General features: G+C 54.3%; 11 protein-coding genes. 4 read left to right on the plus strand and 7 right to left on the minus strand.

Going from position 1 to position 13,578, the window contains the following annotated elements:
• Nucleotides 1-7: 7 nt before the first annotated feature.
• Both FW415_RS11750 and FW415_RS11755 read left to right on the plus strand, forming a co-directional pair.
• On the plus strand, nt 8-784 hold the full coding sequence (locus FW415_RS11750) for an alpha/beta hydrolase-fold protein (RefSeq protein WP_148385066.1): 777 nt from the start codon (nt 8-10) through the stop codon (nt 782-784).
• 92 nt (nt 785-876) lie between these two features.
• The gene (locus FW415_RS11755; protein WP_148385068.1) at nt 877-3,693 is read left to right on the plus strand and encodes a prolyl oligopeptidase family serine peptidase; all 2,817 of its coding nucleotides are present in this window, start codon (nt 877-879) and stop codon (nt 3,691-3,693) included.
• A 197-nt stretch (nt 3,694-3,890) separates the two neighbouring features.
• Here the strand turns inward: FW415_RS11755 and hemL are convergent, their stop codons facing one another.
• The 7 genes from hemL to hemA are packed head-to-tail and all read right to left on the minus strand — an operon-like array spanning nt 3,891 to nt 11,037.
• A complete protein-coding gene (hemL, locus tag FW415_RS11760) occupies nt 3,891-5,177 on the minus strand; it encodes a glutamate-1-semialdehyde 2,1-aminomutase (protein WP_148385071.1) in 1,287 nt (428 codons plus the stop codon).
• Nucleotides 5,178-5,188: 11 nt separating this feature from the next.
• Complete coding sequence (hemB, locus tag FW415_RS11765; protein WP_148385073.1) at nt 5,189-6,160, minus strand: porphobilinogen synthase; 972 nt, start codon at nt 6,158-6,160, stop codon at nt 5,189-5,191.
• 42 nt (nt 6,161-6,202) lie between these two features.
• Nucleotides 6,203-7,123 (minus strand): oxygen-dependent coproporphyrinogen oxidase, encoded by a 921-nt coding sequence (gene hemF / locus FW415_RS11770; RefSeq protein ID WP_148385075.1) that lies wholly within the window; start codon nt 7,121-7,123, stop codon nt 6,203-6,205.
• A complete protein-coding gene (gene hemE / locus FW415_RS11775) occupies nt 7,120-8,151 on the minus strand; it encodes a uroporphyrinogen decarboxylase (protein WP_148385077.1) in 1,032 nt (343 codons plus the stop codon). The genes hemF and hemE overlap by 4 nt, the downstream gene beginning before the upstream one ends.
• Nucleotides 8,148-8,870 carry a uroporphyrinogen-III synthase gene (locus FW415_RS11780; protein ID WP_168208781.1) on the minus strand — a complete coding sequence of 241 codons (723 nt, stop codon included), beginning with the start codon at nt 8,868-8,870 and terminating at the stop codon, nt 8,148-8,150. The genes hemE and FW415_RS11780 overlap by 4 nt, the downstream gene beginning before the upstream one ends.
• The gene (gene hemC / locus FW415_RS11785; protein ID WP_148385082.1) at nt 8,851-9,780 is read right to left on the minus strand and encodes a hydroxymethylbilane synthase; all 930 of its coding nucleotides are present in this window, start codon (nt 9,778-9,780) and stop codon (nt 8,851-8,853) included. The genes FW415_RS11780 and hemC overlap by 20 nt, the downstream gene beginning before the upstream one ends.
• Before the next feature lie 3 nt (nt 9,781-9,783).
• On the minus strand, nt 9,784-11,037 hold the full coding sequence (gene hemA, locus FW415_RS11790) for a glutamyl-tRNA reductase (protein ID WP_148385085.1): 1,254 nt from the start codon (nt 11,035-11,037) through the stop codon (nt 9,784-9,786).
• A 286-nt stretch (nt 11,038-11,323) separates the two neighbouring features.
• Between hemA and hemH the strand changes: the two genes are divergently transcribed.
• Complete coding sequence (gene hemH, locus FW415_RS11795; protein WP_148385088.1) at nt 11,324-12,367, plus strand: ferrochelatase; 1,044 nt, start codon at nt 11,324-11,326, stop codon at nt 12,365-12,367.
• Nucleotides 12,368-12,440: 73 nt separating this feature from the next.
• Nucleotides 12,441-13,574, plus strand: a complete 1,134-nt coding sequence (locus FW415_RS11800) for a Re/Si-specific NAD(P)(+) transhydrogenase subunit alpha (RefSeq protein WP_148385091.1) — start codon at nt 12,441-12,443, stop codon at nt 13,572-13,574.
• The last annotated feature ends 4 nt before the right edge of the window (nt 13,575-13,578 follow it).

The raw sequence follows: 13,578 nt of genomic DNA on the forward strand, positions 1-13,578 counted from the left end.
TATTCCCATGAGACAGTTATTCCTCCTTTTGTTGTTGGCCGCTCCCGTCCTGGCTTCTGCACAGCAGGGCTTTGAGGCCCGCTGGTTCAACCGTAACGGCGATACCCTACCCTACCGCATCCTGCTGCCGAAGGATTATGATGCCGCAAAAAAATATCCCCTCGTGCTGGTGCTGCATGGTGCAGGTGAAAGGGGGAATGACAACGAATCGCAATTAAAGCATGGCAGCCGGCTGTTCCTGAACGACACGGTCCGCCGGGAATTTCCCGCCATTGTGGTTTTCCCCCAATGTGCGCGGAATGGTTTCTGGGCGCCGATCCGGCCGAAACGGGACAGTACGGGCAAATTCACGGGCATGGAGTTCCCGGCCGATGTGCCGCCCACAACACCCGCCGCTCTTGTTCACCAGCTGATGGACAGTCTGCTGGCTTCCGGAACGGTGGATGCCAAACGGGTGTACATCGGCGGATTGTCAATGGGAGGGATGGGCGCTTTCGATATGCTGGCCCGTTTCCCGGAACGCTTTGCCGCGGCCTTCCCCATCTGCGGCGCCGGCAATGAGACCCTGAGCAGCCGCTATGCAAAGCATACGGCCTTATGGATATTCCACGGGGAGGACGATAATGTGGTGCCGCCCACTTTATCCCGGATAATGCATACCTCCCTGCAGGAGGCCGGAGCGGACGTGAAATACACCGAATACCCGGGCGTTGGCCACAACAGCTGGGACAATGCCTTCGCGGAGCCGCAATTATTACCATGGCTCTTTTCGCATCATCTGTAACAGTAGATCAGCCATTCATCACATTTGAGGGGAACAGCTGTTCCCCTTTTCGCTATTTTTAACCCATTACAACAATCATCTAAATCAACCGCATGCAACGTTTTTATTCCCTGATGCTATGTATAGGCATATCCCTTGCCGCTACCGCACAGCAAAAGAAAGACCTCTCCCCGGATGACTACGGCAAATGGCAGACCCTGTCCGCCCCGGCTCTGTCAGCTAACGGCGACTGGGCTGCATATGAAATGAAAGTACAGGAAGACAATGATACCCTGTACATCGTGAACCGCCTCAGCGGCCAGCGTTACGCCCTGGAGTTCGGCACCCGGCCGGAGTTTTCGGAAGACAATAAATGGGTGGCCTGGAACATCGGTGTATCCTACAAGGAAGCGGAAAAAATGCAGGAACAGCGCCAGCCCCTCCGCTTTAAAATGGGACTGATGAACCTGCAGACGGGTAGAAAAACCGTGGTGGACGATGTAAGGGCTTTCGACTTCTCAAAGAACGGAAAGTTCCTCGCCATCAGCCTCATCCCGCCAAAAGAGAACAAGGATAAAGGAGCGGTGCTGCTGCTCAGGAACCTGACGGACAGCTCTACCCGCACCATCGGCAACGTTACGGCGCATGCTTTCAACAAGAAAAGCGACCATCTCGCCTATATCGTGGAATCCGCCAACCAGGCAGGCAATTCCGTTGAACTGTTCAATCTGGACACTTATACGCTGAAGGTCATTGCCAGCGATACCCTCAGTTTCTCCAAACTCTCCTGGTCCAAAGAAGGCGACGGCCTGGCTTTTTACAAGACCGTAAAGGATGAGGATTTCGAGGAAGAGAATGCCCAGGTATATGTATATGCCCCGCTGCATAAAAATCCGCGCCTCACCATATTCGATCCGGTAAAACAGCCGGGTTTTCCCGAAGGGATGCGCATCCATCCCGGCTCTTCGCTGCATCTGACTGATAACCTTTCCTCCGTGTATTTCAGCATCAATGAATGGACGGCGAAGCCCAAAAAAGGAGAGAAAAAGGCAGCGGATAAAGATACCACCGGCGCCGCACCGAAAGATTCCGCAGCGATAGCGGCCGTTGACAAGGATAGCACCAAAGCGGTGGCAAAAAAAGAAGGCCCCGCCGCGAAGCCCGCCGGAAAAGACAAACCTGCCGCAGTAGATATCTGGCATTGGAAAGATGCGGACATTCAGCCCCGGCAGAAGATCACCTATGCAAAGGACAAGGAACAGAGCTACCAGTCCGTCTGGAATATTGCGGCCAACACCTTTTACCAGCTGGCGAGTGACAGTGTGCCGACGGCGGACTTTGATAACCGTCATCCTTACGGGCTGATCTTCACCGATAAAAAATACAAACCCGCCTTCAAGGAAGATTTTGCCGATGTGTATCTCGTCAATACCCAAAACGGTGAAAGAAAACTGATCGGTGAAAAAATAGCCATGCAATACGGTATGGTGCCCTCGCTTTCTCCTGACGGGAAATTCGCGCTCTGGTACCGGGACAAGCAATGGTATGCTTACAATACGGCATCGGGACAAACGGTTAACCTCACCGCGAAGATACCCACCGTGTTCGAGAACTTCCGCGACGATCATCCCGCCGTTAAGCCGCCTTTCGGTACCGGTGGATGGATCAAGGGAGATAAGGAAGTGCTGCTGTACGATGAATATGATGTATATGCGGTGAAGCCCGACGGCAAAGGGTTCCGCAAGCTCACCAACGGGACGGCGGACGAGATACAGCATCGCGTATTGCGCCTGGACCAGGAAGAGCCTTTCCTGGATGACAGCAAACCGGTTTTCTTTTACCTCTACGGTGATAAAAGCAAATTCACCGGTTATGCGAAAATGGAAAAGGGCAAACTGAGCCGGGTCTTGTATGAAGACCTCCAGCTTTCCCGTCCGGTTAAAGCCAGGGATGCCGATGTGTTCCTGTTCTCGCGGATGGATTATGATCGCTCCCCGGAACTGTTTACGACCAAAGCGTTTGAAGGCGAACAGCAAATAGCCTCTTCCAACCCGCAGCAGAAAGATTACAAATGGGGCAAAAGCGAACTGGTGTCTTTCACCAACAGGAAAGGGAAGAAAATGCAGGGTGCACTGTTCTATCCCGCCGATTACCAGCCCGGCAAAAAATACCCGATGGTCGTGTACATCTATGAAACGCTGTCCAACACCGTGCATGGATATATGCCGCCATCCCGCCGGAGCGCATACAATACCACCAACTTCACCACCAACGGGTATTTCATTTTCCGGCCGGATATCGTGTATGATATCAATGACCCCGGTATGAGCGCCGTGAATTGTGTAGTGCCGGCGGTGGAGGAAGTGCTGAAAACCGGTATGATCGATAAGGACAAGATCGGATTGATGGGACATAGCTGGGGCGCGTACCAGACCTCATTCATCATCACACAGACCGATCTGTTCAAAGCCGCCTGCGCCGGCGCGCCGCTGACCAACCTGATCAGCATGTCCCTCGCCATCTACTGGAATTCCGGTGTGCCGGACCAGAAGATCTTTGAAACCAGCCAGGGCCGCTTCGATGGCCCCTGGTATGACAGGATGCAGGAGCATATGCGCAATTCTCCCATCTATCAGGCCGCGAACATCAAAGCGCCGCTGCTGGTGGCATTTGGCGATAAGGACGGTGCGGTAGACTGGCACCAGGGCATTGAAATGTACGGTACCATGCGCCGCATGGAAAAACCGCATGTGATGCTGGTGTATGCGGATGAGAACCATGGTCTCGCTAAAAAGGAGAACCAGATCGATTATCAGCAAAGACAGCGGGAGTGGTTCGATCACTACCTGCTTGGGAAGGAAGCGCCGAAATGGATCACTGAAGGCGTAACTTATCTCGATAAAATGAAAACGCAGGAAAAAGCGAAATAAAACGATTGTTTTTAGTGTCAGGATCAGCAGCGCTCCGGTAACGGGGCGCTGTTTTTTTGGGCGGATGGCTGGTGCGTTATTGGTGGCAGAGAGGGCATTTTCCCGCCTTTCGGAATGTTTCCGGTGTTTCCGGAAAAGAAAAGAACTGCCCCGGAGGACAGCTCTTATTCTCAAAATACTCGCATTTGTTAGTTGCTTTATTTGATCACCTGCATGGCGGCTTTTGCGGCGTTCACGGTAAATTCAATGTCTTCCGTCGTCAGGGCATGGCTGATGAACCAGGTCTCGTATGCAGATGGCGGCAGATAAACCCCTCTTTCCAGCATGGCGTGGAAAAAGCGTTTGAACAGTTCATTGGCGGCGCCTGATGCGGAGGTGAAATCAATGATCGGGTATTCGGCAAAGTGAACCGACAGCATGGAGCCGATCCGGTTGATCTGGTACACTACACCTGCGGCGCCGAAAGCCTCGCGCAGTCCAGCTGCCAGGAGGCTGGTCTTCTCTTCCAGCTGGGTATAGATGGAAGGATGATCGTTCAGCGTTTTCAGGAGGGTATAACCGGCAATCATGGCGATGGGATTGCCGCTGAGCGTACCGGCCTGGTACACTTTGCCAGCGGGGGCTACATGTTCCATGATCTCCCTTTTGCCTGCGAAAGCACCTACGGGCATACCGCCGCCGATGATCTTGCCGAAGGTGATGATATCTCCACGGATGCCGAGCAATTCCTGCGCACCGCCTTTCGCCAGGCGGAACCCCGTCATCACTTCATCCATGATCAGCAGGATGCCATGCGCATCACAAAGGGCGCGCAGGCCTTCCAGGAAGCCCGGTTGCGGCAGTACGCAGCCCATATTGCCGGCCACCGGTTCTATAATGATGGCGGCGATCTCTTCAGGATGCTCAGCTATCAGTTGCTCCACTGCCGGGAGATTATTGTAGGGGACGCTTAATGTATCTTCCGCCACAGCAGCGGTTACACCGGGAACAGACTGTATGCCCAGTGTGGCAACGCCGCTGCCGGCGCTCACGAGGAACGAATCCGCATGGCCGTGATAATTGCCCTCGAACTTGATGACCTTGTTGCGGCCGGTATAACCGCGCGCCAGCCGGAGGGCGGACATGCAGGCTTCCGTACCGGAGTTGACCATCCGCACCATATCGACGTTCGGCACCATCTCCACGATCAGTTCCGCTACTTTCACTTCCAGTTCGGTAGGCGCGCCAAAGGAGGTGGAGTAGGCGGCGTATTCCTGGATGGCCTTTACCACCGGCTCATAAGCATGGCCGAGGATCATGGGCCCCCAGGAGTTGATATAATCGATATACCGGTTGCCGTCCACATCATAGAGGTACGCGCCTTTGGCGTGCTGCATGAATACGGGTGTGCCGCCCACGCTTCTGAATGCGCGTACGGGAGAGTTCACCCCACCGGGGATCACTTTGCCGGCCTGCTGGAATAGTGCTTTGCTTTTTGTGTACATGCAGAAATATTTTACTGGTTCAACAATTTCACCGCGTCTTTGGCAAAATAAGTGGCGATAAGATCGGCTCCCGCACGTTTGATGCTCGTCAGGCTCTCGATAATGGCCTTTTCCTCATTGATCCATCCCATTTTTGCCGCTGCCTTGATCATCGCATATTCTCCGCTGACATGGTAAGCGCTCACGGGAACGGTTACACTGTCTTTGATCAGGCGGATGATATCAAGATAAGCCATCGCCGGTTTTACCATCACAATATCGGCGCCTTCGTCCACATCCATCAATGTTTCTTTCAGGGCTTCGCGGGCATTCGCAAAATCCATCTGGTAGGTTTTCTTGTCCCCGAAACCCGGCGCGGAGTCCAGCGCATCCCGGAACGGCCCGTAAAAGCAACTGGCATATTTGGCGCTGTAGGCCATAATCCCCGTTCTGGAAAAACCGTTGTATTCCAGCGCTTCGCGGATAGCCAGGATGCGGCCGTCCATCATATCGCTGGGCGCTACGAAGTCGGCCCCCGCACGGGCATGGCTTACGCTCATTTCAGCCAGCACATTCACGGTAGCGTCATTCACGATCTCCTGCCCCTCTACGATGCCGTCATGCCCGTAAGAGGAGTAGGGGTCCAGTGCTACATCGGTCATCACCACCATTTCCGGTACCGCGTCTTTCACGGCTTTTACCGCGCGTTGCATAAGACCGTCAGGATTGATGGCTTCCGTGCCTTTATTGTCTTTCAGTTCATCTGCACATTTGATAAAGAGCAATACGCTTTTGATGCCCATGGCCCACAACGCCTTCACTTCCTGCACGGTAAGGTCCAGCGAATGCCGGTAATAACCGGGCATGGAAGCGATCTCTTCTTTTACGCCGTTGCCTTCCGTGATGAACAGCGGGGCAATAAAATCAGCGGGGGTAAGGATCGTTTCCGCTACCATCGCGCGAATGGCAGGAGTTGTGCGTAATATTCTGTTTCTTCTGATCATCGTAAAAAATTAAACATTCAAAGATAGCCATATCATACGGCTTCACGCTTCTCCCGCCCAATCCCGCGGCTTCAGGTATTCCAGCAGCATTGCTTCGGGGCTGCCCGGGGCGGGATGGTAGTCATATTCCCAGCGCGCCTTTGCGGGCAGGCTCATCAGGATGGATTCGATACGGCCGTTTGTCTTCAGGCCGAACAATGTGCCCCTGTCGTGAATGAGATTGAATTCCACATAACGGCCACGCCTGTATTCCTGCCAGTGTACCTGTTCTTCCGTGTAGGGAAGATCTTTCCGCTTTGCCACGATGGGCAGGTAAGCCGGGATGAAGGCATTGCCGTTGGCAAACTGGAACTGCAGCAGCGCTTCTGCTGTACGGTCCGGTTGCGGGCGCAGGTAATCATAAAATATCCCGCCGATGCCGCGCGCTTCGTTATTGCGGTGTTTGTTCACGAAATATTCATCGCAATGCTGTTTATACAACGGGTACAGCGTTGTGCCGAAGGGATCGCAGGCGGCTTTGAAGGTACGGTGGAAATGCCTGCCGTCCTCCTCGAAAATATAACAGGGCGTCAGGTCCGCTCCGCCGCCAAACCAGCTGTCGGCCACAGCGCCATCATCCCCGTACAGTTCAAAATAACGGAAATTGGCATGCACGGTAGGCACAAAAGGGTTTTCCGGATGGATCACCAGCGAAATGCCGGCTGCCAGAAAACTGCTTTCTTCACCCACTTTGAATTGCTGCGCCATAACAGCGGGCAGTTTGCCATGCACTACAGAGGTATTCACACCGCCTTTCTGGAAAACGTTGCCGCCGGTGATGATACGGGTGATGCCTCCGCCTCCGCCTTCCCTTTCCCAGCGGTCTTCCCGGAACTTCGCCTTGCCGTCCATCTCCTCCACGGCCTGGCAGATCTCGTTCTGCAGCTTGTGGATGAAGGGGATGAACTGATCTTTGATACTCATGATGTAAAGCTTTTCACGGCCTCAACGAATGCTTTCGCATGATCTACCGGGATGTTCGGCAGAATGCCGTGGCCGAGGTTCGCAATATACCGCTGCGGTCCGAATGCACGGATCATTTCATGTACGGACCGGGTGATCTCCGGAATGGGCCGCATCAATTGTGCCGGATCATAGTTGCCCTGCAGGGTAACGGCAGGCCCGGCGAACTGACGGGCCAGTTCGGGTTTGATGCACCAGTCCAGCCCCAGTCCCTGTGCGCCGGTAGCGGCCATTTCTTCCAGGGCGAACCAGGCGCCCTTGGCAAAAACGATCACGGGGCATACGCCCTGCAATGCGGCTACGATGCGGCGGATATACTGGAGGGAGAATTCCTCGAAATCTTTCGGGCTGAGCAGTCCCCCCCAGGAATCGAATATCTGCACCACATCGGCCCCTGCCTGCACCTGGGCTTTCAGGTAGGCGATGGTGGTTTCGGTCACCCGGTTCAGCAGTTCATGGGCTACATCGGGTTGGGTATAGCAGAAAGCTTTTGCTTCATCGAAGGTTTTGGATCCTTTGCCCTGCACCATATAGCAGAGCAGCGTCCAGGGGGCGCCGGCAAAGCCGATGAGCGGCACTCGGCCGGCGAGGGTTTGTTTTGTCAGCGTCAGCGCTTCCATGACGTAATGCAGGCGGTCCTGCACATCGGGGATCACAATGCGGTCCAGGTCCGCCGCGGATTTCACCGGTTGCGGCAGCAGGGGCCCCATTTTTTCCACCAGCTGCACTTCCATGCCCATGGCCTGCGGTACTACAAGGATATCGGAGAAGATGATCGCCGCGTCCACGCCCACCTGGTCTACCGGCATAACGGTGATCTCGGTGGCCAGCTCGGGCGTCTGGCATCTTTCAAAGAAAGAATATTTATCGCGCAGCTTGATGTAATCCGGCAGGAATCTGCCGGCCTGGCGCATCATCCATACCGGTGGGCGGGGAACCGGTGTTCCCTGCAAGGCTTTTAGCAACAAATCGTTCTGTAATCCACTCATTCTTGGGAATTGATATTGTCAAAGTATAAAATTACTGTTTGCAGCAGTGTATCCACCGCCGGTTCAGGGCTGATCACCACTTTATTTGCCGTGAGCTGCCGCAGTGCGTTGGCGGTGGTATGCCCGATGGCGAAGCAGACCGTATGCCCCGGCAGGTTATTGGCGGAAAAGAAGCTCATCACGCTGCTGGGACTGTAAAAGAGGATGCCGTCATATACCGAAGTCAGCCGTACCGGCGTTTCCAGCGTTTCATATACGATGATCTCTTCCACATTCACCCCCTGGCCGCGCAGGATGTCCGGCAGCTCATCCCTGCGGATATTGCCGCAGAAAAAAACGACAGATGCAGCGCCGTGCTGCAGTATCCCTTCCGCCAGCGCTGTGGAATGGGCTGCGGTACCTGCAATTTCCGCCTGTGGCAGGAGGGAAACTACGGCATCCCTCGTTGCGCCCTGTATGCAAAATACACGGATGCCGCCGGTCTGTTGCACGCCTCTCAGCATATCCGCCACGATCCTCACGGCATTCGGACTGGTAAAAACGATGAGGCCGCCGGTCCGGAAGATGTCAGCGCAGCGCGCCTTTATTCCGGCCGTTATTACCGGCCTTATGGCAATGAAGGATTTTCCGGATACCACGCATCCATGCCGGAGGGCACGTTGTACCTGCTCCTCCGCAAGCGGTTTTGTGCTTAATATGTTATGCTTGTTGACGGGCATTCCTGATCGCTTCAATGACGGTATCGCCGCCCTGTGCCAGTATTTCGGCGGCAGCATCCCTGCCGGTGCCGGCAGCGGCTGCAGCTGGTACGGAACGGGTGGCGGTCATCGAAGTTACACCATCCAGACTGCAAAGATTGCCTTCAAAATGAAGCTGGCCATCCTGTATGCAGGCATATGCGCTGATGGGGGTGGTGCATCCGCCCAGCAATGTGCGCAGGAACTCGCGTTCCACGCCTGTGCAGATGGCGGTTTCCGTATGGTTCAGTGTGGCGAGGGCGTCCTGGCAGAAGGTATCGTTCTCCCGGCATGCGGCCACTATGGCGCCTTGTGCGGGTGCGGGCAGCATCCAGTCCAGTATCACGGAACTTTCCGGTCGTACGCCGATGCGTTCGAGGCCTGCCGCGGCAAAAATAGCGGCATCCCAGTTCTCGGAGGCCAGCTTTTGCAGCCGGGTATTCACGTTCCCGCGAAGATTATGCAACTGGTGCCGGGGATAACGGCGCAGCCACTGCGCTTTCCGGCGGAGACTGCTTGTGGCGATATGGGCCACATATGCCTCATCATCCAGGAAAGCGGTGCCGGTTTTATAGACCAGCAGGTCCTTCACAGGCCCGCGCTCCAGTATAGCGGCGTTAATAATGCCCTTGGGCAGTTGTGTGGGAACGTCTTTGAGGGAGTGAACGGCCACATCGATCCGTTCATTGATCAGTGCAAGGTCCAGGCTTTTTGTGAAAATACCCTGTACGCCGATCTCGTAAAGCGGCGTCACCAGGTCAATATCACCTTCGCTTTTGATAGGCACCAGCTCGGCGGCATATCCCTGTGCTGATAATAAAGTCCTGACCAGGTTAGCCTGCCACAGTGCGAGCTGGCTTTCCCGGGTACCTATTCTGATCACTTTGTCCATTTGCTATTCCTGATTAACGCCGGTCTCGAAAATATCGTTGATCATGGCGATGTACTGATCGCTTTTATCGGTATCCCGGCGCACTTTTCCGGCCATGAGATTGATCATTTTCTGGATGATGCGGGAGGATACCGCTTCTATATCTTCCAGTTTGTATTGTGCGCCGTTCTTTTGTGATTGTATTTCGCGGGTGTGGATCTCTGTCAGTTTTTCCTTTACGGCTTTCAGTACTACGGCATGTTTGCGCATTTTGAACCAGTAAAGGAACTCTTCCATATGCTCTTCGATGATGCCCATGGCTTTGGGCACTTCGTTGAGGCGCATTTGCAGGGTTTCGTCCTGCACCTTGCTCAGCTCATCCACATTCACTACCTCCACACCGGGCAGCTGGCTGACATCGGGGGCGACGTTGAAGGGAATGGACAGGTCTACGATCAGCTTCGGGTGCGCGCCTTCCAGGTTGGCACGGGTGATGGTGGGTTGCTGGGCATTGGTGGCTACCAGGATGATATCCGCTTCCCGCAGCGTTTCCTCCATTTCATCATAAGCGGCGAACTGCAGGCCATGCTGACCGGCGAATTCTTCTGCAACGGCCATCGTGCGGTTGATCAACGTGATGTTCCGCACACCCAGGTATTCCATCATGTTCTTGCTGGTATTGCGGCCGATCTTGCCTACGCCGAGCAAAACGATCTTTTTCCTGCAGATATCTTCCACCTTCTTTTCCAGCAGGCGTACCGCCGCAAAGGAAACGGACACGGTGCCGGAACTGAGACCTGTTTCGTTCTTGATCAGCTTGGAAACCTGCAATACACTGTTCACCAGCCTTTCAATGAAAGTACCGATGCATCCGCGGGATTTGGCGAACCTGGCGGCCGTTTTGATCTGGCCTACGATCTCGTAATCCCCGAGGATCTGTGAATCCAGGCCGGTGCCCACATGATAGAGATGGCGCACGGCGCCTTCGCCGCTCTTCCGGTAGGCGATCTCTTTGAACACCTGCAGGTTACCGCTGGAGATGCTGCACAGCAATTCCGCAAGTACATCGGGACTGGCGGCGAATCCATAGATCTCGGTGCGGTTGCAGGTGGACAATACGAACAGATCATCTACGCCCGCAGCTTTGCCCTGCAGCAGCAATTGATCGTATTGTTCCTGATTGATCGCGAATAACCCCCGGATCGCAGCGTCAGTTTTCTTGTAGTTGATGCCAACGATGTGGAAATGTTGTATGTCTTTAGGCTGATTGACCTGCATGATTTTCTTAAAAGCTTCCGGGTGCAAAAATACTGGCATACACTTCAAAACCGCGCCTGGTGCTGTCACTAGTGTGTCATTTCTAAACATGGCGAAAGTACATAGCAAAAAATGATCTGGATCATGTTTCGCATAAGTATATCCATACCACGTTTCAGCGTTTTCAAACAAGCGTGTGACAGTGCATGCTGATCACTGTCATGCTACTGTATTCTAACAATTTAATGACAGAAGTTACCGCATAAAGGTAGAAAAGCCCTTACTTTTGCAACAATTTTTAAGGTCTATGGTCTCGAAATCTGATACTGCCATCATCCTGATGAATCTCGGATCGCCTGATTCTACAGCGGTCCCTGATGTGAAGAAATACCTGCTGGAGTTCCTGATGGACAAACGGGTGATCGACTATCCCTGGCTGCTGCGCAAGCTGCTGGTAGGCGGTGTCATTGTACCCCGCCGTGCGGAGAAAAGCGCCGAAGCTTATAAAAGCATCTGGTGGGATGAAGGCTCTCCGCTCATTGTGCTCACGAAGCAATTGCAGAAAGCCGTGTGGCACGACCTGGAAATTCCGGTGGAGATCACCATGCGTTACGGCACGCCCTCACCCCAGGCAACCTACGACAAGCTGCTGAAGGAGCACCCGGGCCTCAAGGAGGTGATCCTGCTGCCGCTTTATCCCCACTATGCCATGAGCAGCTACGAAACTGCCGTGGAATATGCAAAAGATATCCATCGCAAAAAACGCTATCCCTTTGAGCTGAAGATCGTAAAACCCTATTACGATCGCCCGGAATATATTCACGCACTGGCCGAAAGCATGCGGCCGTATGTAGAGCAGGAGTTCGATTACCTGCTGTTCAGCTATCACGGTGTGCCGGTAAGGCATATACGAAAAGGAGATGTGACCGGCGGCCATTGCCTGAAGGTCAATGATTGCTGCCATGTTGCGTCCAAAGCGCATACACAGTGCTACCGCCACCAGGTGATCGCCACATCGGAGCTGGTGGCCGCTGAGCTGGGCATACCCAGACAGAAATGGGGCGTCTCTTTCCAGTCCAGGCTCGGAAGAGAGGAATGGATCAAGCCGTACACGGCGGAAAAGTTCGAACAGTTGCCTGCTGAAGGCGTTAAAAAGCTCCTGGTGGCCTGCCCCGCTTTTGTGTCCGATTGCCTGGAAACCCTTGAGGAGATCGGCGTGGAAGGGAAACATTCGTTCATCAGCAGCGGAGGCGACAGCTTTACCATGATCCCCTGCCTGAACACACATCCCCTGTGGGTGAAGACCATCGGCGCGTTGGTAAAAGAAGAAATGAGTGTGGTAGCGGAATAGGCATTATCCCGTTTTTTTTAGTTCACCGGACCAGAATTTTTCGGTAAATTTCATCACCGTAAATCCATCACCGATGATCCTGGCCGTTCTCAAAGAAAATGCCGGGGAAAGCAGGGTATCGCTTGTCCCGGAAGTCGTAAAGCAATTGGTACAGCTAAAAGTGGATGTCCGGGTAGAAACCGGCGCAGGCGCCGCTGCATTCTATACTGATGAAGCTTACCGCGAAGCAGGCGCCACCCTCGCCTCCCGCAATGATCTGCTGCAACAGGCGGATATGCTGTTATCCATCCGTCAGCCGGACCAGGCGGAATGGGGCCTCACCGGCGCCGGAAAGATCTGGCTGGGCGTCTATCAGCCCCTTTATCATCCCGGCCTGATGCAGCAGTGGGCAGACCGGCAACTCACCGTTTTCAGCATGGATACGATCCCGCGTACCACCCGGGCGCAAAGCATGGATGTACTGAGTTCCCAGGCCAATATAGCCGGTTACAAAGCGGTATTGCTTGCTGCGTACACCTATAGCCGTTATTTTCCCATGTTCATGACCGCCGCGGGGAGCATTCCTCCCGCAAAAGTGCTGATACTCGGTGCGGGAGTGGCCGGATTGCAGGCCATCGCCACAGCGAGGCGCCTTGGTGCAGTGGTGGAAGTGTTCGATACCCGGCCCGCCGTAAAGGAAGAGGTGATGAGCCTTGGCGGGCGTTTCGTGGAAGTGGAAGGCGCAGCTGATGCCTCGGCCGCAGGGGGATACGCCGTGGAGCAATCCGCGGAATATCAGCAGAAACAGGTAGCGAAGATCGCGGAAAGCGCCGCGAAAGCGGATATCATCATCACCACCGCCCAGATCCCCGGCAAACCCGCGCCAGTGCTTATTTCGGAAGAAATGATCGCCGCGATGAAAAAAGGTTCGGTGATCGTGGACCTTGCCGCCGCCACCGGCGGGAACACGGCATTGACAAAACATGCGGAAACCGTTATCCACGAAGGCGTGACCATCATCGGTGATTCCGACCTGGCCGGCAAAGCGCCTGCAGATGCCAGCAAACTCTACGCCCGTAACGTATTGAACTTCCTGAAGCTCATCATCGGAAAGGAAGGGCAGCTGGAGCTGAATTTTGAGGACGATATCGTGAAAGGCGCCTGCATCACGCATGGCGGCACTATCGTCAATGAGCGTGTGAAGCAGCTGCAACCCGCTGCCGTTTAATATT

The organism is Chitinophaga sp. XS-30 (assembly GCF_008086345.1).
Classification (GTDB): Bacteria; Bacteroidota; Bacteroidia; order Chitinophagales; family Chitinophagaceae; genus Chitinophaga.

Bases quoted from the DNA above. Each gene is read 5' to 3' on its own strand.
- hemL (WP_148385071.1), bottom strand. From the start codon at position 5,177: ATGTACACAAAAAGCAAAGCACTATTCCAGCAGGCCGGCAAAGTGATC.
- FW415_RS11755 (WP_148385068.1), top strand. From the start codon at position 877: ATGCAACGTTTTTATTCCCTGATGCTATGTATAGGCATATCCCTTGCC.
- FW415_RS11780 (WP_168208781.1), bottom strand. From the start codon at position 8,870: ATGCCCGTCAACAAGCATAACATATTAAGCACAAAACCGCTTGCGGAG.
- hemF (WP_148385075.1), bottom strand. From the start codon at position 7,123: ATGAGTATCAAAGATCAGTTCATCCCCTTCATCCACAAGCTGCAGAAC.
- hemE (WP_148385077.1), bottom strand. From the start codon at position 8,151: ATGAGTGGATTACAGAACGATTTGTTGCTAAAAGCCTTGCAGGGAACA.
- hemB (WP_148385073.1), bottom strand. From the start codon at position 6,160: ATGATCAGAAGAAACAGAATATTACGCACAACTCCTGCCATTCGCGCG.
- hemA (WP_148385085.1), bottom strand. From the start codon at position 11,037: ATGCAGGTCAATCAGCCTAAAGACATACAACATTTCCACATCGTTGGC.
- hemH (WP_148385088.1), top strand. From the start codon at position 11,324: ATGGTCTCGAAATCTGATACTGCCATCATCCTGATGAATCTCGGATCG.
- hemC (WP_148385082.1), bottom strand. From the start codon at position 9,780: ATGGACAAAGTGATCAGAATAGGTACCCGGGAAAGCCAGCTCGCACTG.
- FW415_RS11750 (WP_148385066.1), top strand. From the start codon at position 8: ATGAGACAGTTATTCCTCCTTTTGTTGTTGGCCGCTCCCGTCCTGGCT.
- FW415_RS11800 (WP_148385091.1), top strand. From the start codon at position 12,441: ATGATCCTGGCCGTTCTCAAAGAAAATGCCGGGGAAAGCAGGGTATCG.